This is a genomic window from Arthrobacter gandavensis, from assembly GCF_015355785.1.
Classification (GTDB): Bacteria; Actinomycetota; Actinomycetes; order Actinomycetales; family Micrococcaceae; genus Arthrobacter_B; species Arthrobacter_B gandavensis_A.
This window is the reverse complement of record NZ_JADKYW010000002.1, coordinates 220165-238748: the sequence shown is the minus strand read 5'-3', so window position 1 is coordinate 238748 and position 18584 is coordinate 220165. Positions and strand designations below refer to the sequence as shown.

Below are 18584 nucleotides of genomic sequence, written 5' to 3'. Positions count from 1 at the left end.
CGGTGCGGTGGCCTGGAACTGCTGGCACACGGCTTTGGCGGAGACCGCATTCAGGCGACCATGATTTTCGAGAGCCTCGGCTGATACCGGTTCCGCAAGGATGCCCAGCAGCACGGTCATACTCAGTAGATGACCGTTTCCTTCGAGTGCATCACGCGCACCGCCATGCCCAGGGCTGAACTGTTCGACCGTGCGCGGAGCATCGACGCCCACAAAGACTCGATGGCGCGCTCCCGCGAAGAGGCGGTCGCAGGTGTGACTACGGGACTGATTTCCCTAGGCGAGGACGTCACGTGGCGGGCCTGGCACTTCGGCGTGCCGCTCAGGATGACGAGCCGGATCACCGCAATGGAAGTCCCCAACCGCTTCGTCGATGAGCAGGTCAAGGGGCCGTTCCGGCGGTTCCGGCACGTCCACGAGTTCAGCGAAGACGCGGCGGACACCATCATGGTGGACCGCATCGAGTTCGAGGCGCCCTTCGGGCCACTCGGCCGGCTGGTGGAGAAACTCGTGCTGGCGCGCTACCTGCAAAACCTCATCGAAACCCGGAACGAATTCCTTGTCGCCGGGTCAGGAGCCGGACGCTAGTGCTCCGTGGCTGCACCCGGTGTTCCGCCCCTTGGCGCCCGCTCCCTACACGCTCCGCGACTTGACCGCGATCACCGGGGCACTGGCCTCGAGCAGGATCTGCTGCGCGGCGCTGCCGAGCAGGAACTTACCCACCTTGCTGCGGTGCCTGACGCCGATCACCACGGCTGAGGCGCCCACCTCTTCGGCGGCGTCGAGGAGATCGCCCACGGCGTCGTGGCTGCGGGCATCCGGCACCCGGTAGGTGACGGGAACGCCGTCGAGGTCGGTGCCTTCGGGGTCGATCTGCGCGCCCTCGAGGTTGAAAACCAGCAGATCTTCCTGGCGGCGCCGGGCTTCTTCGATCGAGGCGGCAAGTGCAGCTTCGCCCTCGGGAGTGCTGGTGCGGGCGACAATGACGGTCATGAGTTCTCCGAGGTTGGCGGGGTGACGAGAGATGACAACGCATTCACCCTGAGAGCGAATTAGTTCTTCAGGCTCCACGTGCCGAGTGGAAAAAGCAAAATCAGTGCACTTTATGAAGGCGGCTGATCATCCGATCGCCGTGATATGACCGGGATCACTTATCGTCGTTGGATGGTCGGTGCATCGAACGGCACCGGCCAGCGTTCATGTCCCACCGACCCCCACTAAGGACAGTTGATTTCGTGAGTTCGTCACCAGATCAGGCCGGGTCCGGCACGCGCCGTAAGCATCCGGTCCTCATGGCCGTTTACGGCGTCGTGGCTGTTGCCACAATCGGCCTGGCCAGCTTCTTCTCCATCCAGTCCGCGTCCGGTGGTTCGGACATACGTGCAAACCTCACCCTGATCGCCCCGGCAGGTGCCGGCGGAGGCTGGGACATGTTCATGCGTGAGCAGCAGCAGGCCATGCGTGCCAACGGATTGGTGAATAACACCCAGGTGGTCAACATCCCCGGCGCAGCGGGCACCATTGGTCTCGGCCAGCTCTCCACCATGTCCGGGCAGGCAAATAACCTGATGGTCACCGGCGCGGGCCTGGTGGCCGGCGTCGCGCAGCTGGATTCGGCCGTAACGCACGACGACGTGCGGCCCATCGCCCGGGTGGTGGAGGAGTACGACGTCGTTGTTGTTCCGGCCAGCTCCCCATACAAGACCCTGGATGACCTGGTGCAGGCGTGGAAGGCGAACCCGAAGGCGATCGCCTGGACCGGCGGCGGCACCTTTGACCAGCTGGTCATGACCGAGCTCGCGCTCGCCGCCGGAGTCAGTCCCTCCGACACCACGTACATTCCCAAGTCCGGCGGAGGAGAGGCCGCGCAGGCCCTCATCACGGATACCGCCAAGGCAGCCACCTCCGGGTACAAGGATGTGGAGGACCAGATCAACTCGGGCCGCCTGCGCGCGCTCGGGCTGGCTGCCCCGCAGCGGCTCGACGGCGTCGATATCCCCACCCTGGCTGAGCAAGGGTACGACGTCGATCTGGCCAACTGGCGGGCCATCGTGGCACCTCCGGGAATCACGGATGAGGAATTCGCGGAGCTCCGCACTTTGATCGAGGAAACTATCGCGACTCCCGAGTGGAAGGACGCGGTGGACCGCAATAAGTGGGCCGACGTTTACCTCGCCGGAGACGAGTTCGAAGAGTTCATGGCCTCCGAGCAGCAGCGCATCGGTGAACTCGTAAAGGAGATTGGCTGATGAGCAATCCAGTGCCCCCGCCCGCACCCGCAACGGAACCGCAGCGGACCGAAACCGCTGATGCGGGCCAGACCTCATCCCGTACCTCATGGTGGGACGGCCGCAGCGGACTGCTGCTGTCCCTGCTGATGGTGCTCTTCAGCACGTACCTGCTGATTGGCATCCTCACCATGGATGTGGGGGAGACGGACTTTCCCGGTCCGAAGTTCTTCCCCGGCATTCTGATGATCGCCGGCTACGTCCTCGCCGTTCTGCTGGCGCTGCACTATCTGCGCTCGCCGGAACGTCCGCAGGAGACGTCCGCACAGCAGTTCCGGACATTCACGGACTGGACCGCCGTGCTGTGGGCGGTGGGAGGCTTCCTGCTCTTCGCCCTGTCCCTGGAGAGACTGGGCTGGATCATTGCCGGCGCCATGCTGTTCTGGTTTGTAGCCAGGGGCTTCGGCAGCCGCCGCCCCCTGTTCGACATCTCCTTTGCGCTGCTGTTCAGCAGTGCGGTCTACCTGGCATTCACCGTCGGCCTGGGACTCAACCTCCCCTCCGGCATCCTTGGAGGCGGTTTCTAACATGGATTCACTCAACCTGTTGGCGGAAGGTTTCTCCTCCGCCCTGACCCCCATGAACCTGCTGTGGGTACTCGTCGGCTGCCTCCTGGGCACCGCCGTCGGCGTGCTGCCGGGACTGGGTTCCTCCATGGCAGTAGCACTGCTGCTGCCCATCACCTTCGCCCTCGATCCCACGGCCGCGTTCATCATGTTCGCCGGAGTGTACTTCGGCGGGATGTTCGGCGACTCCACCATGGCGATCCTCATGAACACACCCGGGCAGGCCTCGGCCATCGCGTCCACGTTCGAGGGGCACAAAATGGCCAAGGACGGCAGGGCCGCGCAGGCGCTGGCCACCGCGGCCATCGGAGCGTTCATCGGCGGCATGGTGGCCTCCGTCCTCGTAGTGTTCCTGGCCCCGGCCCTAGCCGACTTCTCCGCGAACTTCGGCCCCGCCGAGTTCTTTGCCCTGGCACTCTTCGCCTTCGTCGCCACCTCATCCGTGGTTGCCGACTCGGCGGTGAAGGGCCTGGCCGCACTGGTGATTGGCCTGGGCATCGCCACGGTGGGCATTGATCCGTTCTCCGGGGCGCAGCGCTTCAGTTTCGGTGCGCCGGAGATGTTCGACGGTATCTCCCTGATTACGGTGACCGTAGCCATCCTCGCCCTGGGCGAGGTGTTCCACATCGCTTCGCGGATCCGCCGCGATCCGGGCGGCCAGCGGATCAGCTCCGCCGGCCGCCCCTTCCTCTCCCGCGCTGAACTCAAAGAGGCAGCCCCGGCCTGGGCCCGAGGCACCGCCATCGGGCTGCCCTTCGGCGTCATTCCTGCCGGCGGGTCCGAGATTCCCACCTTCATCTCCTACGACGTGGAACGGCGCATTGACCGGCGCCGCAAGCATCCGAAGTTCGGCAAGGGCGCGATCCGCGGCCTGGCCGCACCCGAGGCCGCCGGCAACGCCACCACCGGCACCGCCATGGGTGCTCTGCTCGCCCTGGGCCTGCCGGTCTCGGCCACGGCCGCGATCATGCTTGCCGCGTTCCAGCAGTACGGGCTGCAGCCGGGCCCGCTGCTCTTCGACCGGTCGCCGGATCTGGTGTGGGCGCTGCTGGCCAGCTTCTTCATCGCGATGATCGTGCTGCTCATCATCAACCTGCCCTTCGCCGGGCTCTGGGCCAAGCTGCTGCTCATCCCGGCCCCGTACCTGTATGCCGGAATTACCGTCTTCTGCGGTCTGGGCGTCTACGCCACCTCCGGCGCGGTGTTCGACCTGCTGATGCTGCTCGGGCTCGGCCTGGTCGGCTTCCTGATGCGCCGCCACGGGATGCCGCTGGCACCGCTGATGATCGGTGTAGTGCTGGGCCCGCTGGCGGAAACCAGCATGCGCGACGCCCTGCTGTCCTCCAACGGGAACTACTCCGTGTTTGTCACCGGACCCATCCCGCTGGTGCTCTATTCGCTGCTCTTCATCGTGCTGGCGGTTACACTGCGGTCCAAGATCGTGAACAGGACCCGCCGGGACGTGTAAGTCCGGGACGCACCATTCATTGAGGGGCCTTGCCAGTGGCATGGCCCCTCAATGTTCTCGACATCAAGGGCGTCCAATTCCCGAACTGCGGGTCTGGCTGCCGCCTAAACGCCGTTGCCTCGGCGCTGCGGCCGAACCAGCAGGACGGCCGTTCCCAGTCCGGCGGTAAGGACTCCCAGCACTGCCGCGAGCCAGACCTGCCCCGGGCCGGGCGATCCGAAAAGCCCGGGAATGCTCAGGACAAGGGCTGCCGCTGCCAGCGACAGTGCGAGCAGCAAACCAATGAAGAGCCGGTTCGGTTTGTTGTGCATCAGATGTTCCTTTCCTGGCTGAACAAAGCGGGTCGTCTGACCCGAAGTTCGGTGCCCGGCGGCCGTGGGGCGGATAACCCCGCGCGCCGGCCGCAGCTGTCCGGCCACCCTAGACCGTGACGGAACAGACCTCAAACCCCGCCAGGACAGCGAAGATGGCCGTCTGCCCTCGCAGACGGCCATCTTCGCTGTCACAGGTTGCCTAGTTGAGCTGGGCCCCATCCCTGTGATGGTCCCTCCGGGGAGGTCTCAGGAGGATGAGCGCAATACCCAGAATTGCAGTGAGGCCACCCAGTGCCGCCGTTATCCAGAACTGATGCGGTTCGGGCGAACCGAAAAGAGCCGGAAGTGTCAGGACGAGGGCAGCACCGGCGAGTGCCATTCCTAGCAGCAAGCCTGTAAATAATCGGTTTGTTTTATCCATTAGATTTCCTTTGTTCTGCCTGCGGGGGAAATGAGCATTCCCTGCCGGTTTATCAGAAGCAGGTTGCGACCGCAGTGATGGAGGCGCCGCCAACCGTAGCGAAGCCGGCAATGCAGGCGACGCAGAAGGGAACTCCAACGCCTACTGCGGCAGAGGCACAGGCACCTGCGCAGCTGTAAGCAATGATGCTCCCCACGACTCCTCCGACACCCAGGACCGTCGCGATGCAGGCACCGGTGTTCTTCTCAGCCAGCTGCATTCCACCATCGGATGTTGGACTTTTGGGCTGGGAATTTGCCAGGTCCGCCCTCAGCTCAGCGTCCGTCATGAAGGCCAAATCGGTGTCCTGGTTGCTGGTGAGCGTGCCATCCACGTAAGTAGTGACGTTGAACTTGCCGGCAGCATTTTCACTCACGAGCGTTTCCGAATACTGGAGCCGGTGGCCGGTGCTGTCGAGGACCATGGAGACGTTGCTGGTTAGGCTATATGGTTCGCCAAGGGGCACCGTCACAGTCGTGTATTGCCCGTCAGGCGTAGAAACAGTGCTGACCTTGCTGTCGGAGGCCTTCAGCGATTCGAGGGAAGCCTGAATGTCCACTTCCCCGCTGGCCAGTGACGCCATGGCCTCACTGGTAACCTCAGCTGCGCGCTCCGAAGATACGGCCGCGGTCGTCACCGATGCGGGCGTTTCCGCCAGCGCGTCACGAGGGCCGGCGTTGGCGGCTCCGCCGGTGGACGCAATTAAGGCGAGTCCCGCCAATGAAGCAAATAGTGATTGGATTCTTCTCGTCGGTTTCATGACGAATGGATCCTTCCTAGTGCTTTTGTCTTTGGTTAAATTGTCTATTTTGCAGCTCAAATAACCCATGCGACGCTAGCTTCCAAGAATGATCGAGTCAACACCCGGGGGCTCATGGAAAATTGTGGATGCTGCGGGGATCCATATGCACCAAAATTCGTGTAGGGTGCGGATGCACTCGAATTCCGAGTCGCTTACATGTCAAAACATGTTTGTATTTTGGGGTGCGGAATCAATTCGGCAAGGGGTCTTTAGAACAGCGGCCAGGGAACCGCAGGCATCCCGCCGCTCGGGCCGGGGAACACCGCCGTCGTGCGCAGCCGGGCACAGCGAGCGGCAAGCGCCTCGATCTCCTCAGGAGTCAGCAGCTCTGCCAGCCGCGCGCCGAGGTCACCTGCCAGCGCTGCCAGAACCCGGTCGACGCCGGCCAGCTCCTCGGCGGTCAATGACTCGCCGATCCAGCCCCACAGCACAGTGCGCAGCTTGTGCTCGGCGTGCAGCGAGACTCCGTGGTCCACGCCGTACCGGTGCCCGCCGGGCATGGCCAGGACGTGGTTGCCTTTGCGGTCCGCATTGTTGACGACGAGGTCGAACACCGCCATCCGCCGCAGCGCAGCTGTGTCTTCGTGAATCAGGGCGACGATCCGCCCGGCCTGGTCCTCGCCCTCAAGCACGAGCTTGAACCCGGACGCCGGCACGGCCTCCAGGGGTACCAGGTCCACCGCTTCCTGCTCCGGGGCAGCTTCCTGCCACAGCTGGACCATGCCCTCGCCGAGCGGGCCGTCCCGCAGCCAGGTACGCGGCACGATGTTCCAGCCCAAAGCCTCGGAGACCAGATAGGCCGCGACTTCCCGGTGGGCCAGGCACCCGTCGGGGAAGTCCCACAGCGGTTTCTCGCCTTCAATGGGTTTGTACACCACCGCCGCGTCGCCGATGCTGCCCAGGAACGTGGCGTTGGACGCCGTCGTAATCCGCCCGGTGAGGCTCAGCTCACCAGTGAGCAGGTCCGGCTCCGGCATTAGTTTTCGGGCAGGGCGCAGGTGTGGCCGTCGTCGTCGATCGGCTGGCCGCAGATCACGCAGATGGGACGCCCGGCGCCCACTACTTCGTGCGTGCGTTTCGCGAAGGCGCGTGCGGTGCCCACCGGCATCCGCACCCGCAGCACCTCGGCGGCATCGGCGTCGTCATCTTCGCCGTCGTCGAGGAGGCCGTCGTCATCCTCGTCAACTTCTTCGATGGGGTACGCCTCGATGACCACCTGCGCCGTCGTCGGGTCCCAGCCCAGGCTCATCACACCGGCCCGGAACTGTTCCTCCACAGTGTCCAGGTCGTCATTGTCCACAAGCTCCAGCGGAGTGTTCGCGGGAACGGAGAAGGGGTTGCCGTCGATGGTCATCAGCTGGTCCAGGATCTCATCGATCTTCTCGGCCAGCTGGTCAGCCTGCAGTTTCTCCATCGCAATGCTGATGAGCTCTTTGCCTGCCTTCGCCTGCAGGTAGAACGTACGCTGGCCCGGGACGCCGACGGTGCCGACGACTACGCGGTCCGGCCAGTCGAAATCATGAACGGTTGTAGGCATAGGACTACTCTAGGCTCCTTGCGCGGGCGGCGCTGCGTGTCCCGCACCACCTCCCACCGGTGCATCCTCCTGTCCGTGGACGGCGGCCAGCCAAGAGAGGTCCCCGGCGTCGGTGTTGGTGGCGTGTACGGTGGGGCGTCCCGGACCATAGCGGACAATCGACAGGGAAGCCGGCCCGACGTCGATGCGCTGGAACAGGTCCAGGTGCATCCCAAGCGCGTCGGCCAGAACAGATTTGATGATGTCCCCGTGGCTTACCGCCGCCCACACGGCTCCCGGGCCGTGCTCGGCTTCGAACGCGGCGTCGTGGCGACGGATGGCAGCGACCGAGCGGGCCTGCATCGCGGCCATGGATTCACCGCCCGGGAATGTGACCGCCGACGGCTGCGACTGCACCGCCTTCCACAGATCCTCCTTCGCCAGGTCGGCCAGGGTCTGGCCCTGCCAGCGGCCGTAGTCGCATTCGGTGATGCCGGCGTCGACCGGCGCATGCGGGGCACCCTGCTGGCGGTCCAGGATGAACTGTGCGGTTTCGCGGCAGCGCTCCAGCGGACTGGACACTACGCCCACCAGGGGCACGACGCCGAGCCGCTCGCCCGCTGCTGCCGCCTGCGCCCGGCCGGTGTCATCAAGGCTGACGCCGGGGGTGCGGCCGGCCAGCAGGCCGGAGGCATTCGCTGTGGTGCGGCCGTGCCGCACGAGGATAACTGTCGCCATGCCCCCAGCCTAGTTGCCCTGTCCGGCGTCTGCGGCCGGAGGGCAGGAAGGCGGACCTCTGTCCGGCCAGGGCTCCATTGGCCCCGTCACAGACCCGCACCTAGACTGATGGGGCCGTCTGAAAGCCGCATCCGCCACACAGAGGAGCACCATGCCGAGCATCGCCGAAAACATCGTCCAGACCCTCGCAGCCAACGGGATCCAGCGGGTCTGGGGTGTCCCCGGGGACTCCCTGAACGCGGTGACCGATGCCGTCCGCAGGGAGAAGGACATCGAATGGATGCTCACCCGGCACGAGGAGGAAGCCGCGTTCGCCGCCGCCGGGGAGGCAGCGCTGACCGGGGAACTTGCGGTCTGCGCCGGCAGCTGCGGGCCCGGCAACATGCACCTGATCAACGGCCTCTACGACGCGCATCGGAGCCGGGTCCCCGTCCTCGCGATCGCTGCGCACATTCCCACCGAGGAGATTGGCAGCCAGTACTTCCAGGAGACCCGGCCCACGGAACTCTTCCGCGACTGCGCCGTCTTCTGCGAAATGGTGCTGAGCCCGGAGCAGATGCCGCGGCTGCTGGAGATCGCCATGCGCACCGCCGTCGAAAAGCAGGGAGTCGCCGTCCTCGTGATCACGGGGGACACGGCGTCGCAGGACGCCGTCAGTGACCGGGTGCCCGAGGTCCGGCGCTCCAGCCCGGTGACCGTTCCCTCACCGGCAGAGCTCCAGGAGGCAGCGGATACGCTCAACTCCTGTGGCAACGTGACGATCCTTGCCGGCGGCGGAGTCGAGGGCGCCCGGGAGCAAGTCCTTGCGCTCGCGGACGCCCTCGGGGCGCCGATCGTGCACGCACTGCGCGGCAAGGAGTTCATCGAATGGGACAACCCGTTCGACGTCGGCATGACCGGCCTGCTCGGATTCGCCTCCGGATACCGGGCGATGGAAAGCTGCGACGCACTGCTCATGCTCGGCACGGATTTCCCGTACCAGCAGTTCTACCCGGAGAAAGCGAAGATCCTGCAGGTCGATATCCGCGGCGAGCAGCTTGGCCGCCGCACGCCGCTGACCCAGGGCATGGTGGGCGGTGTGCGGGAGACGGCGGCGGCACTGCTTCCGCTGCTGGAACGCAAGCAGGACCGCAGCCATCTGGAGAAGTCGCTGGACCACTACCGGCGCACCCGCGCCCAGCTCGATGACCTGGAGAAACAGGGGCCTGGCCCCATCCACCCGCAGCACCTCACGCACCTGATCGACGAGCTGGCGGATGAGGACGCGGTCTTCCTGCCCGACGTCGGCACTCCGGTTATCTGGGCCAGCCGCCACCTGCACATTGGACCCCGACGGCGGCTGATCGGCTCCTTCTGGCACGGCACCATGGCCGCGGCCACCCCGCTGGGCCTTGGTGCGCAGGCGGTGGACCGGAAGCGGCAGGTGGTGGTCCTCGCCGGCGACGGCGGCCTCGCGATGATGCTCGGTGAGCTGCTGACGGCAGTGCAGCACAAGCTGCCTCTCAAGATCGTGGTGTTCAACAATGCTGCACTCAGCTTTGTGGAGGTGGAGATGAAGGCGGCGGGCATCGTCAACTTCGGCACCGGACTTGAGAACCCGGACTTCGGAGTGGTGGCGCAGGCCGTGGGGATGCACGGGGAAAGCGTGAGCCGCCCGGAGGACCTGGACGGAGCACTGCGCCGCGCCTTCGCACACGACGGGCCTGCACTCGTTTCGGTTGCGGTGGACCGGCAGGAGCTGTCCATGCCGCCGAAGATCGACGCGAAGCAGGCCACCGGCTTCGCGCTCTACGCGCTGCGGACCGTGATCGCCGGAAACGGCCGCGAACTCATCGATCTGGCCAAGGCGAACGCCCGCCAGCTGCTCTAGCCCGGGTTCCGGCGTCGTACCTCACGTGCTCACGTTCGCTGGCCCCGGCGGTTCCGGCTGACTAGGGTGGGCGCATGGCAGCGCAACTCTCCCGACTCTTGACGGCGTCCACCGTGGTGCTGCTGCTGGCGCTGCTGGTGCTGCTGATCGCAGACGGACTCAGCCCGGCGAACCTCCGGGGTTGGCGCACCCCGGTTGTCTGGGCCCTGGCCGTGCTGATCCTGGTTCGCCTGGCAACCCACCGGGGATCCTGGCGCAGGAGGATCGCCGCTCCGCTCGCCGGGACGGCTTCCTTTCAGTCGAGATTGTTTGGTTTCACCCCGGGAAGCTCAGCGAGTGAACCTTCCGGCGCGCCCGCCTACACGATTTCAAAGGTGGAGGATGAGGAAGATTCCCGGCGCAGCCGGGACGGCACATGCGGCTAACAGCACGAGTTGCACCTCGGTGCGCACTGCACGTGGCCCAGATGCGCTCTTTCGCCGGCCACGTCCCGGCCCGACTACGTCCGCCCAGCTGCTCACTCGCCGTCGTTCCGTGGTGACGAAGGCGGAAACGCGCTGTCCGCCAGCGGAGACCAGGCGAACCATCCGTCGTCCTTCCCTGCCGGGCGGCTTTCGGATGTGCCGGGGGACGCGGTCTGGCGGGCCTGCCGAGCGGCGGCAAGCGTGTTGAACGCGGCTACGGCACTGGAGTTGGGCTTCGTTCCGGACGATTGGAAGACCCGGTGGGGTACGCCGTCTTCATAGGAGTTGAAAGAAATTTCGTAGTCCTCGCCGAGCTCGTTTGCCAGGAGCTGCGCCAGCCGGTTGCCTTCAGCGGTGAATTGGCGGGCAGCTTCCGGGGAGATCCACTGGAAGTCCGGGGTTAGTGAGCGGTAGTAGGACTCCTCCCATGCCTGCAGCGAGCTGATAAGTCCTGCGTCCAGCCCTGTCGCCTCGTACCCGATGGGATCGCCCAGCCAAAGCACGGTGCCCGCGTAGTCGGGAAAGAGGCGGATCCGGCACCGTCGCTGCCCGTCCGGAGTGTTCATCCAAGGAGTGTACTGCCGTGTCAGGGCCGCTTGGTGGCATGATGAGCTGCGAGCTCCCGGCCGACGGCGTTGGCGGGGCTTCCGATGCCGTAGTGGGAAACGAGGGGGGGAGCTGGAGCCTGCTCGCGGTAGATCTTGGGTCGGCTTCTTCAGCGCTGGTCAGCGGCAGCTGTTTGATGAAGACAGTGGTGTCACCCAAGCGCGCTGTCTTCGTGGTGCCGCCAATGCCCATGCCCACATGATCGGGATCCTCGACGAGCGTCCGCACACCGGTGTCATCCAGTGCGGCGAGGGCCGAAGCGGCGGCGTTGGCCTTCCGTACCCGTTGGCTCATTCCTACACGGTAGAGGAGCAGCGTCCGCGCGCGGGTGCCGGCGTCGTCCTCACTGCTGGAAGGTTTTCACGGCCTGTTTGCCGCCAAACTCCACTCGCCTCCGGTTACAGCAGGACGCCGCCGGATACCTCAAGGCGCTCGCCGGTGGCCCAGCCGAGCCCGGGGGAGACCAGGGCGCAGACCGCCTCGGCGATGTCCTCCGGCTCGCCGACACGTCCCAGCGCCGTCTGCCCGGACAGCAGCTCCCGCATGGATTCGCTGTCCCGCATGGCCCCGCCGTTGAAGTCCGTGGCGGTGGGTCCCGGCGCTACGGAGTTGATGCGTACGTTCCGCGGTCCCAGCTCAAGGGCGAGGCTGCGGGTAAGCGCCTCGAGCGCCTTCTTGGAGGCCGCATAGACTGAGGTTCCCGGGCTGACATGCCGGCTGAGCGAACTCGACACATTCACCACGCTTGCACCCTCCGACAGGTGTGGAAGGAACGCCTGCAGAACGAACAGCGGTCCGCGGACATTCACGGCGAAGGTGGTGTCGAAAGCTTCGGCCGTGAGGTCACCGAGCGGCGCAAACAGGCCGACGCCGGCGTTGTTGACCAGCACATCGATGGTGTCCGCATCCCATTCCTGCGCGACGCCGTCGAGCACTGCCGTCCGCGCCGCGTCAATTGAGGCAAGGTCCGCAACATCCAGTTCGACGGCGATGGCCTCGCCGCCGGCAGCGGCGATGTCCTGCACCACGAGGTCCGCGCCGCTTCGGGAAGCCGCCACGACGCGGAATTCGCTGCGGGCCAGAGCCAGGGCGATGGCCCGGCCGAGTCCGCGGTTGGCGCCGGTGACGAGGGCAATGCGTGCCATGACAACTCCTTAAGTAAATGGATACTTACTTAGTAAGCTAGGCCTGCAGGTTCCATCGGTCAACCACTTGGGGCAAACACATGGCACGCGATCCTGAAGCGACGAAGGAGCGGATCCTGGCTGCGGCGAGAACCGAGTTCGCTGCGCACGGATTCGCCGGCGGGCGCGTTGACCGTATTGCGGTCCAGGCACGGAGCAACGTCCGGATGATCTACGCCTACTACGGAGGCAAGAGCGGCCTGTTCGACGCAACCGTGACCGAAGCGCTGCGCCGCATGGCCGAAAACGTCCCGCCGCGCCCGGAGGACCTGCCGGGCTGGGCCGGGGACGTGTTCGACCACCATCAGCGCTACCCGGAGGTGCTCCGCCTGAGCATGTGGGCCCGGCTGGAACGGCCGGAGGCCACGGCCGAACCGGAGGACGTCTACCGGGACAAGGCGCTCGCCGTCGCCACGGCTGCCGCGCAGCCGCTGACCGACGTAGACATCCTGGTGTTCATCTACGCTGTCGCGCAGGCCTGGCAGCTTTCCCCCGAAGGCCTTACCAGCCTTGGGAAGGATCCGGACCGGCACGAAGAGATTGCAGCCCAGAGGCGGGCGGTTGTCACGGCCGTCGAGCGGATGCTGCGTGCCTAGCGTTCCCGGCAGTTGACTCGGCTGGGGCTTACTGCCCGTAGCGTGGGCAGCTGCCGTAGAACGCCCGCATTTTGGCGGGGTCACCGGCCTGGGCCGGAGCGATTACGCCCGCCACAAAGTCACCTGGATTGGCGTGGTTCGCCTGGATGGCGGGCAGCTGGGGGTACTTCTCCAGATAGGCCATACTGGTCGCCTGCCCGGACGCATCATCGCTGTCGACAGCCTGCAGATAGGAACCCATCCAAGCGCACAGCCAGTTTTCTGCGACGGCTACGTCCTGGGCGCCGTCCATCATCACCGGCACTTCAAGCGACGGATTCTCTTCCGGATCAAAGTAATTGATGCTGCGGAAATGCCAGTCCGTCCCGGGCGGCAGGGGTTCCGGAAACTCCTCGATAGCTTCCACCAGTGCCTGGTCGAAGCAGTCCGGCCGCAGACTCTGCGTGCCGCTTACTGCATCGGTCTGAAAAATCTCGCCGCTGTGGCAGGGCCGCGGTTCCCACGGCGTCGGCTCCGGATTCGCCTGAGCCTCCGCAACAGCCTGGGCTTCGTTGATCTCCGCGTCGGTCACGCCGCAGCCTGCCAGCAGCGCCCCCAGCAGCAATGACGCGGCCGCGGCCGCGATTCGTGTCCCCATGCGTTTATCCCCTGATTGACAGCTGGTTTGAGACTAGACGGTATCGGGCTGCGTGAACAGGACGGGCTTTCAGCCGCCGGCGGCCTCCTGCCGGCCCGCCTCGGACGAACCCGGCACGCCTGACATCATGGGCAGGTGGAATCAGACCCGGTAAGCCCGATTGACCAGGACACAGCAGTCCGGATGTGGCATGAATACACGGCCGCCCATCCCGAGACGGTGGACGCGTGCCCCGAGTACACCGTGGAGCATTTCGGGGATACCCGCAGGCTCGCCGACGAGCTCCTCGGACACGTACTCAGCGGACGGAAACGCGCGACGTCCGAACTGGCCGCCGATTTCCTGGCCCGGGGTGACCCGATGCCCCGGATCGGATCGCACTGGATAGCCTGCGACGGAACCGGCACACCCCGGGTCATCCTGCGCACCATTGGACTGCGGGTGGGTCCTTTCGCCAGCGCCGATGCCGCGTTTGCCCGCGACGAAGGCGAAGACGACCTGAGCCTGGAGAGCTGGCAGCGTGAGCACCGCCGCTACTGGAAGCGGGTATCAGCAGCCCAGGGACGGCAGTGGTCCGAAGCAGATGAGATCGTTTTCGAACGGTTCACGGTCGTCTGGCCCCCTCAGCACGCAGATGCCGACGACGGCGGACTGACCCAATAGCGCGCCCCGTCCAACTATGCTGGCTGGTCTGACACGAATGAGGGTCTTCCCGCGGAGCAGTTCCAACGGTGGACAGCAGTCCACGAACGCACTGAGAGGAACAGCATGAGTGAGCAACGCCGCAGGGAAATCGGGGAATCCGATGCTCCGGTCGAGGATGAGCTGCAGGAGTCCTTCGACAACACCGTCACCGAAGGGGCAGAGCGGCTGCACCGGACGGTCCGCGCCGTGTTGGTCACGGGGGTGTTCGGCGGACTGGAAGTGGGACTGGGAGTCATGGCCTATCTGGCCGTGCTGCACCAAACCGGGGACCACTTGCTGGCCGGAATCGCATTCAGCGTGGGCCTGATAGCGCTGTTCCTCGCCCACAGCGAGCTCTTCACGGAGAATTTCCTGATGCCCGTGGCGGCCGTGGTGGCTAAGGAAGCCAGGGTGCGGCAGTTGGTGAAACTGTGGGGAGTCACGCTGCTGGGCAATCTTGCGGGTGGCTGGGTCATCATGTGGATAGTCATGCAGGCTTTTCCGCAGTGGGAGTCCACCGTTGCCGAATCGGCCAGGCACTTCACCGACGCACCGTTTTCCCTCCAGACGGTTGCACTCGCGGTCCTGGGCGGAAGCACCATTACCTTGATGAGCCGGATGCAGCAGGGCACCTCCTCGGATCCGGCGAAGATCGTCGCCACGGTGATCGGCGGATTCCTGCTAGCCGGGCTCCAGATGTTCCATTCAATCCTGGACTCCCTGCTGGTTTTCGGCGCCATTCAGTCCGGGGCCGGCATCACCTATCTGGAGTGGCTCACGTGGTTTGGCTACACGCTGTTCTTCAACATGGTTGGCGGGTTGGTGTTGGTCACGGCCCTGCGTCTGGTCCGGACGAAGGAGCTGCTGAAGGAACGCCGCGAGGAGGCTCCAGCGGACCCCGATGCATCCCACGGCAACGGCTAGGTTCAGCGGCGGGAACCGCCGGGACGCGCCGCGAGGATCCCGTCCGCAAACCCTGCCAGCGAATCGATGAAGGCGTCGGGCCCCAGAACCGTGAACGGTGCGTCGAAACGCAGGACCCAGGACAGCAGTCCGGCCCAGGACCAGGACCCCACCCGGACCCGGCAGGCCGTCGCCGAGACTTCCTCGAGCTCGCCGTCGCCGATCCACGGCGCAATTTCCGAGGCGGGCAGCTCGATGAGGAGTTCGCCCCGGCAGGGCCACGCGTCGCCGTCCTCCGATCCCTTCATGCGGTAGGACAGGAAACTGCCAGCGCTGCCGCCGGGAACCGGCCGCGGCGCAAACACCGCTCCCGCGGGCGGCTTGGGTGCCATCCGGTCCAGCCGGTAAATCCGCCAGTCCGCCTTCTCCAAATCCCAGGCCACCAGGTACCAGCGGCTTCGGCGGGCGATCACGGCATGCGGTTCCACCCGTCTGGGCGGCACGGACCAGTCCTCGCCATAGCTGAACCGGAGGATCCGGTGATCCCGGGCGGCAGCGCTGACCGTTTCGAGAACCGCCGGATCCACCCGGGCTGCAGTACCCGCGTCGGTGAACTGGATGCGTTCCACCCGGTGCCGCAGCCGCGAGGGCATCACCTGCTTCACCGTCGTCAGCGCCCTGGCCGCGGCCTCGTCCAGATCCACCCCGCTGGAGGGGGCGTTTTGGAGCGCGACGGCGATGGCCACCGCCTGCTGGTCATCGAACAGCAGGGGTGGAAGTTCCGTTCCGGCTGCCAGCCGATAGCCGCCGTCGGGCCCTTTGACGGCCGCAATCGAGTAGCCCAGTTCGCGGAGCCGGTCCACGTCCCGCCGGACGGTTCGCACGGTCACCTCCAACCGGGCGGCCAGGACCTGTCCCGGCCAGTCCCGGCGGGACTGCAGCAGCGAGAGCAGCGCGAGCATTCGGGAGGATGTACCGGGCATGAATCGAGTATCTCCGAAATAGAGGACACATCCTGTCCGCTATCAGGGCCAGTCTGGTTTCAACGGCACAAATCGTGCCGAAGGAGAGGACAGATCCCATGAGCATCAGTACTACTACCCACCTGAACTTCCGCGGCACCGCAGGCCAGGCCCTGGAGTTTTACCGGACGGTCTTCGGCGGCGCCCTTACGGCAGCGACCTACGGCGACGCCGGCATGCCCCAGGGAGCTCCCGGCGCCGACAAGATCGTCTTCGGCCAGCTCGAGACCGCCGAAGGGTTCCGCCTGATGGCCTACGACATTCCCGGCCAGGACAGCGCGGACATCAGTGGAACCGCTGGGACCACCCGCCGGGAAAACGGCACCACTGTCACGGACCGCACGTTCTTCCAGTCCCTGCGGGGGCAGAGCCTGGCGGAAGTGCAGACCCTCTGGGATGCCCTGGCCGACGGCGGCGACGTCATTGAACCGTTCACTGCCTCTGCCTGGAGCCCCGGCTTCGGCATGCTCACTGACCGTTTCGGCGTCACCTGGGTGATCGACGTCGAGGCCGCCCCTAACGGCTGAGCCGCCCGGGGCGTGCACGAGTGAGTAAGCGCCGGGCCTGTGGGGCGAAGAAACGCCGAATCATACAGCTGCCACGTCCTGAAGCAACGAGTGGACTGCGAAAACGGGGTCTCTTGTGCAGGCTTCTATACACGGTTCGGCATGCCTGCTGCCACCATGTGGGCCTTCCGGACTCAGCAGGTCCGGAAGGCACCAGGTATCAGCATCCGGGTTCCAGTCCGTCACCCGGGAGCTATGTAGGGGATGCGCCGTGGAAAGGAACGGATGATGAGCCAGATCGCTATGGCGAGGCCGGATGGAGCAGAAGTCCCGGAAGAACAGTGGTGGTCAGTGACCATCATGCCAGCGGCCGGAGGGGGTTGCGACGCCGTCGTCGTCGACGTCGTCACACCCTTGGCTGCACAAGCTCGGGCATGGGGTGCCAAGCGATGGTTCTACACGCGCTGCCTCGATCCAGCACGTTCCTCGCTCCAGATACGCATTCTTGGCTCTCCCCGGCTGCTGGACCGTTTGAAGCCATTCATGCTGGCCCTGATTGACCAGGCGATTCCTGATCATGGCGGGCTGCAGACCTCCGATTACCGGGAGAATCCCACGCGCTGGGACTGTGGAAAGCTCTCACCCAAAGGAGAATCCGACCTGGCGAGGTATGGAGGCACGGAAGGGCTGGCGCTTGCAGAGCAGGTTTTTGAGTTGTCCTCGGATCTGGCTGCCTGGGCGACGTCGCGTTTTCCGAAAGTGAGCAGTCGTTCCACTTTGGCATCGCTTCTCCTGTTCGATGCCGCGCATGCCATGATGCGGGGACCCCGGGCTTCGGCTTGGCCGGACAGGCGGATGATCTCGTGGAAGTACTACTGGGACGGCCATCTCCGCGGCTGCAGTGCTGGCTTGAACCCCCAGGAATTGCTCGTCAACAGCAGTTTGACTTCACAGTCGCCGCAGCGCATTCGGGCGGCTCAGCGCCTGATGTTAGCGACTGCCGCTGAACCAGCTGTGGACAACTGGCGCAAGCGCTGGTCTCGGGCGATCGACAACTACCTTTACCGGTCCGAGAAAGTCCGGGCGAGCCGCAGTGCACAGCACTTGACCTTCTATCAATCCCGGCTCATGGTCAACCGCCTGGGTATTCCAGCTCGGGACGAGGCCAGGCTTGGACTGTATGCGCGGTCCTGGAGCAAGGAACTTGAACCGGGCTCCCTGGAGCGTGCAGGGTCTTAGTGCGGTCTCCCGCTTTCCGCACGGTCCCGGATGCCACGGAGCATCCGTTCCGTCATCAGGAAGCTCAGCATTTCCACCGGCTCAACCAGCAGCGCCGCCCAGCGGCTTCGGTAGGCATACCGTTCCCGGACGACCAGCCGGGTAGTGCCGTCCGGCTGGGGGAGCAGGACAAAGGCCCAGGTGAAGTCATAAGGGGCACCGGTCTCGTCCGTGGTGGTGTGGCCGTTGCCCGCAGCATCGACGCCGCCGCCAAGCACCAGCCCGTGTTCGTCCTCCAGCCGGACCACCACCAGTCCGGCACCCGGCGCGAGGTCCACTGCCTCCCCGACACCGCGGACCTGCAGCTCCGGTGTGACGGCGTCAGCGCTGTGGATGTGCAGGCCAATGAGGTTCTCCAGCCAGTCGTACGTGTAGAAGCCTCCGCGGTTCTGTCCCAGCTGGGTGAGCCAGGGCCACACGGCTGACGGCGGGGCCCCGATGCCAATGGCCCGTGTTGCTGTAAGGTCCGCTGCCGGGAGCAGCTCATCTCCCGGCAGCGCCATGCCGAGCTCTTCCTCTGTGGCACCCCACCGCAGCGAGGCGCGGCGGACCGCAATGAATGCTCCCGCCGCCGCTGCCGCGAATGCCGTTGCGCCCGCCGGGCGCCGTGTCCATCGCATGACGCCCAATATTTCACCCGTAATCGGCACGGGCAACGGGCAGCACCAAATCGATGCGTGTT

The 18584-nt window shown here is 65.5% G+C and carries 22 protein-coding genes; 11 read left to right on the top strand and 11 right to left on the bottom strand.

Annotated elements, in window-relative coordinates; all coding sequences use genetic code 11:
• Positions 1–129: 129 nt before the first annotated feature.
• Positions 130–588: an SRPBCC family protein gene (locus ITX31_RS01135; protein ID WP_194781652.1), complete on the top strand. Its 459-nt coding sequence runs from the start codon at positions 130–132 to the stop codon at positions 586–588.
• A gap of 45 nt (positions 589–633) precedes the next feature.
• Here the strand turns inward: ITX31_RS01135 and ITX31_RS01130 are convergent, their stop codons facing one another.
• Positions 634–993 carry a universal stress protein gene (locus ITX31_RS01130; protein ID WP_194781651.1) on the bottom strand — a complete coding sequence of 120 codons (360 nt, stop codon included), beginning with the start codon at positions 991–993 and terminating at the stop codon, positions 634–636.
• A 299-nt stretch (positions 994–1292) separates the two neighbouring features.
• On the opposite strand from ITX31_RS01130, the gene ITX31_RS01125 reads away from it, so the two are divergent.
• From ITX31_RS01125 to ITX31_RS01115, 3 genes are read left to right on the top strand one after another with little or no spacing between them, the layout of a single operon-like run.
• Positions 1293–2249, top strand: coding sequence for a tripartite tricarboxylate transporter substrate binding protein (locus ITX31_RS01125; RefSeq protein ID WP_194781713.1), 957 nt, complete (start codon positions 1293–1295; stop codon positions 2247–2249).
• Complete coding sequence (locus ITX31_RS01120; protein ID WP_194781650.1) at positions 2249–2815, top strand: tripartite tricarboxylate transporter TctB family protein; 567 nt, start codon at positions 2249–2251, stop codon at positions 2813–2815. Before ITX31_RS01125 ends, ITX31_RS01120 begins: the two co-directional genes overlap by 1 nt.
• A gap of 1 nt (position 2816) precedes the next feature.
• A complete protein-coding gene (locus tag ITX31_RS01115; protein ID WP_194781649.1) occupies positions 2817–4322 on the top strand; it encodes a tripartite tricarboxylate transporter permease in 1506 nt (501 codons plus the stop codon).
• 104 nt (positions 4323–4426) lie between these two features.
• Here the strand turns inward: ITX31_RS01115 and ITX31_RS01110 are convergent, their stop codons facing one another.
• From ITX31_RS01110 to ITX31_RS01090, 5 genes are all read right to left on the bottom strand, one after another.
• Positions 4427–4633: a hypothetical protein gene (locus ITX31_RS01110; RefSeq protein ID WP_194781648.1), complete on the bottom strand. Its 207-nt coding sequence runs from the start codon at positions 4631–4633 to the stop codon at positions 4427–4429.
• A 476-nt stretch (positions 4634–5109) separates the two neighbouring features.
• A complete protein-coding gene (locus ITX31_RS01105; RefSeq protein WP_194781647.1) occupies positions 5110–5856 on the bottom strand; it encodes a hypothetical protein in 747 nt (248 codons plus the stop codon).
• 251 nt (positions 5857–6107) lie between these two features.
• On the bottom strand, positions 6108–6875 hold the full coding sequence (locus ITX31_RS01100) for an SCO1664 family protein (RefSeq protein ID WP_194781646.1): 768 nt from the start codon (positions 6873–6875) through the stop codon (positions 6108–6110).
• Positions 6875–7435 carry a DUF3090 family protein gene (locus tag ITX31_RS01095; RefSeq protein ID WP_194781645.1) on the bottom strand — a complete coding sequence of 187 codons (561 nt, stop codon included), beginning with the start codon at positions 7433–7435 and terminating at the stop codon, positions 6875–6877. The genes ITX31_RS01100 and ITX31_RS01095 overlap by 1 nt, the downstream gene beginning before the upstream one ends.
• Positions 7436–7444: 9 nt before the next feature.
• On the bottom strand, positions 7445–8152 hold the full coding sequence (locus ITX31_RS01090) for an MSMEG_4193 family putative phosphomutase (RefSeq protein WP_194781644.1): 708 nt from the start codon (positions 8150–8152) through the stop codon (positions 7445–7447).
• Between the two features lie 151 nt (positions 8153–8303).
• On the opposite strand from ITX31_RS01090, the gene poxB reads away from it, so the two are divergent.
• Together poxB and ITX31_RS01080 are read left to right on the top strand one after the other, a co-directional pair.
• A complete protein-coding gene (gene poxB / locus ITX31_RS01085; protein WP_194781643.1) occupies positions 8304–10022 on the top strand; it encodes a ubiquinone-dependent pyruvate dehydrogenase in 1719 nt (572 codons plus the stop codon).
• A 74-nt stretch (positions 10023–10096) separates the two neighbouring features.
• Positions 10097–10447 carry a hypothetical protein gene (locus ITX31_RS01080; RefSeq protein ID WP_194781642.1) on the top strand — a complete coding sequence of 117 codons (351 nt, stop codon included), beginning with the start codon at positions 10097–10099 and terminating at the stop codon, positions 10445–10447.
• Positions 10448–10539: 92 nt separating this feature from the next.
• Here ITX31_RS01080 and ITX31_RS01075 read toward each other — a convergent pair whose 3' ends face one another.
• On the bottom strand, positions 10540–11052 hold the full coding sequence (locus ITX31_RS01075; RefSeq protein WP_194781641.1) for a hypothetical protein: 513 nt from the start codon (positions 11050–11052) through the stop codon (positions 10540–10542).
• A gap of 438 nt (positions 11053–11490) precedes the next feature.
• Entirely contained in the window at positions 11491–12237 is a 747-nt protein-coding gene (locus tag ITX31_RS01070; RefSeq protein ID WP_194781640.1) for an SDR family NAD(P)-dependent oxidoreductase, read from the bottom strand.
• Positions 12238–12317: 80 nt separating this feature from the next.
• On the opposite strand from ITX31_RS01070, the gene ITX31_RS01065 reads away from it, so the two are divergent.
• A complete protein-coding gene (locus ITX31_RS01065; RefSeq protein ID WP_194781639.1) occupies positions 12318–12872 on the top strand; it encodes a TetR family transcriptional regulator in 555 nt (184 codons plus the stop codon).
• A 28-nt stretch (positions 12873–12900) separates the two neighbouring features.
• Here the strand turns inward: ITX31_RS01065 and ITX31_RS01060 are convergent, their stop codons facing one another.
• A complete protein-coding gene (locus tag ITX31_RS01060; RefSeq protein WP_194781638.1) occupies positions 12901–13509 on the bottom strand; it encodes a hypothetical protein in 609 nt (202 codons plus the stop codon).
• 183 nt (positions 13510–13692) lie between these two features.
• Here ITX31_RS01060 and ITX31_RS01055 point away from each other — a divergent pair, with 183 nt between their 5' ends.
• Together ITX31_RS01055 and ITX31_RS01050 are read left to right on the top strand one after the other, a co-directional pair.
• Positions 13693–14172: an ASCH domain-containing protein gene (locus ITX31_RS01055; protein WP_194781712.1), complete on the top strand. Its 480-nt coding sequence runs from the start codon at positions 13693–13695 to the stop codon at positions 14170–14172.
• Between the two features lie 105 nt (positions 14173–14277).
• Positions 14278–15117: a formate/nitrite transporter family protein gene (locus ITX31_RS01050; RefSeq protein WP_194781637.1), complete on the top strand. Its 840-nt coding sequence runs from the start codon at positions 14278–14280 to the stop codon at positions 15115–15117.
• 2 nt (positions 15118–15119) lie between these two features.
• On the opposite strand, the gene ITX31_RS01045 is transcribed toward ITX31_RS01050, so the two are convergent.
• Positions 15120–16079, bottom strand: coding sequence for a helix-turn-helix transcriptional regulator (locus ITX31_RS01045; protein ID WP_194781636.1), 960 nt, complete (start codon positions 16077–16079; stop codon positions 15120–15122).
• A 98-nt stretch (positions 16080–16177) separates the two neighbouring features.
• Here ITX31_RS01045 and ITX31_RS01040 point away from each other — a divergent pair, with 98 nt between their 5' ends.
• Together ITX31_RS01040 and ITX31_RS01035 are read left to right on the top strand one after the other, a co-directional pair.
• Entirely contained in the window at positions 16178–16645 is a 468-nt protein-coding gene (locus tag ITX31_RS01040) for a VOC family protein (protein WP_194781635.1), read from the top strand.
• A gap of 267 nt (positions 16646–16912) precedes the next feature.
• Positions 16913–17863 (top strand): lantibiotic dehydratase C-terminal domain-containing protein, encoded by a 951-nt coding sequence (locus tag ITX31_RS01035; RefSeq protein ID WP_194781634.1) that lies wholly within the window; start codon positions 16913–16915, stop codon positions 17861–17863.
• Here ITX31_RS01035 and ITX31_RS01030 read toward each other — a convergent pair.
• Complete coding sequence (locus ITX31_RS01030) at positions 17860–18522, bottom strand: SRPBCC family protein (RefSeq protein WP_194781633.1); 663 nt, start codon at positions 18520–18522, stop codon at positions 17860–17862. The two genes, ITX31_RS01035 and ITX31_RS01030, sit on opposite strands and share 4 nt — an antisense overlap.
• Positions 18523–18584 lie beyond the last annotated feature (62 nt).

Excerpts from the sequence above, each read along its gene's own strand:
- ITX31_RS01135 (WP_194781652.1), top strand. The coding sequence starts at position 130 with ATGACCGTTTCCTTCGAGTGCATCACGCGCACCGCCATGCCCAGGGCT.
- ITX31_RS01130 (WP_194781651.1), bottom strand. The coding sequence starts at position 993 with ATGACCGTCATTGTCGCCCGCACCAGCACTCCCGAGGGCGAAGCTGCA.
- ITX31_RS01125 (WP_194781713.1), top strand. The coding sequence starts at position 1,293 with ATGGCCGTTTACGGCGTCGTGGCTGTTGCCACAATCGGCCTGGCCAGC.
- ITX31_RS01120 (WP_194781650.1), top strand. The coding sequence starts at position 2,249 with ATGAGCAATCCAGTGCCCCCGCCCGCACCCGCAACGGAACCGCAGCGG.
- ITX31_RS01115 (WP_194781649.1), top strand. The coding sequence starts at position 2,817 with ATGGATTCACTCAACCTGTTGGCGGAAGGTTTCTCCTCCGCCCTGACC.
- ITX31_RS01110 (WP_194781648.1), bottom strand. The coding sequence starts at position 4,633 with ATGCACAACAAACCGAACCGGCTCTTCATTGGTTTGCTGCTCGCACTG.
- ITX31_RS01105 (WP_194781647.1), bottom strand. The coding sequence starts at position 5,856 with ATGAAACCGACGAGAAGAATCCAATCACTATTTGCTTCATTGGCGGGA.
- ITX31_RS01100 (WP_194781646.1), bottom strand. The coding sequence starts at position 6,875 with ATGCCGGAGCCGGACCTGCTCACTGGTGAGCTGAGCCTCACCGGGCGG.
- ITX31_RS01095 (WP_194781645.1), bottom strand. The coding sequence starts at position 7,435 with ATGCCTACAACCGTTCATGATTTCGACTGGCCGGACCGCGTAGTCGTC.
- ITX31_RS01090 (WP_194781644.1), bottom strand. The coding sequence starts at position 8,152 with ATGGCGACAGTTATCCTCGTGCGGCACGGCCGCACCACAGCGAATGCC.
- poxB (WP_194781643.1), top strand. The coding sequence starts at position 8,304 with ATGCCGAGCATCGCCGAAAACATCGTCCAGACCCTCGCAGCCAACGGG.
- ITX31_RS01080 (WP_194781642.1), top strand. The coding sequence starts at position 10,097 with ATGGCAGCGCAACTCTCCCGACTCTTGACGGCGTCCACCGTGGTGCTG.
- ITX31_RS01075 (WP_194781641.1), bottom strand. The coding sequence starts at position 11,052 with ATGAACACTCCGGACGGGCAGCGACGGTGCCGGATCCGCCTCTTTCCC.
- ITX31_RS01070 (WP_194781640.1), bottom strand. The coding sequence starts at position 12,237 with ATGGCACGCATTGCCCTCGTCACCGGCGCCAACCGCGGACTCGGCCGG.
- ITX31_RS01065 (WP_194781639.1), top strand. The coding sequence starts at position 12,318 with ATGGCACGCGATCCTGAAGCGACGAAGGAGCGGATCCTGGCTGCGGCG.
- ITX31_RS01060 (WP_194781638.1), bottom strand. The coding sequence starts at position 13,509 with ATGGGGACACGAATCGCGGCCGCGGCCGCGTCATTGCTGCTGGGGGCG.
- ITX31_RS01055 (WP_194781712.1), top strand. The coding sequence starts at position 13,693 with ATGTGGCATGAATACACGGCCGCCCATCCCGAGACGGTGGACGCGTGC.
- ITX31_RS01050 (WP_194781637.1), top strand. The coding sequence starts at position 14,278 with ATGAGTGAGCAACGCCGCAGGGAAATCGGGGAATCCGATGCTCCGGTC.
- ITX31_RS01045 (WP_194781636.1), bottom strand. The coding sequence starts at position 16,079 with ATGCCCGGTACATCCTCCCGAATGCTCGCGCTGCTCTCGCTGCTGCAG.
- ITX31_RS01040 (WP_194781635.1), top strand. The coding sequence starts at position 16,178 with ATGAGCATCAGTACTACTACCCACCTGAACTTCCGCGGCACCGCAGGC.
- ITX31_RS01035 (WP_194781634.1), top strand. The coding sequence starts at position 16,913 with ATGAGCCAGATCGCTATGGCGAGGCCGGATGGAGCAGAAGTCCCGGAA.
- ITX31_RS01030 (WP_194781633.1), bottom strand. The coding sequence starts at position 18,522 with ATGCGATGGACACGGCGCCCGGCGGGCGCAACGGCATTCGCGGCAGCG.